Source organism: Psychrobacter sp. GW64-MNA-CIBAN-0177 (assembly GCF_040309585.1).
In the GTDB taxonomy this organism is placed as follows: Bacteria; Pseudomonadota; Gammaproteobacteria; order Pseudomonadales; family Moraxellaceae; genus Psychrobacter; species Psychrobacter okhotskensis.
Genome location: NZ_JBEOOY010000597.1, coordinates 1 through 237, shown reverse-complemented (window position 1 = coordinate 237; position 237 = coordinate 1). Strand labels below are relative to the sequence as shown.

The 237-nt window shown below is 43.5% G+C and carries 1 protein-coding gene; it reads left to right on the top strand.

Annotation, left to right across the window (positions count from 1 at the left end):
- Positions 1–237 (top strand): molecular chaperone TorD family protein (locus AAEY79_RS16345; protein ID WP_352289816.1); only part of this gene is annotated, 237 nt, incomplete at both ends.

The window sequence follows — 237 nt, the reverse complement described above, 5'->3', positions numbered from 1 at the left end:
GATCAGTTAAGAGCCGATATATATCAGTTGCTGGCTGCGTTATTTCGTCGCCAACCCAATACTGAGTTATTACAGTTTTTAGCTGGTTTAGAGGTAGAGGCCGAGGATGGCAATACCATGAGTCAAGCATGGAATGCGTTAAAACTGGCAGCAGAAAATAGTGATACCAACACCCTAGAAGATGAATACTTTGCCATTTTCTTAGGCGTAGGCAGTGGTGAGATTATGCCTTATGGC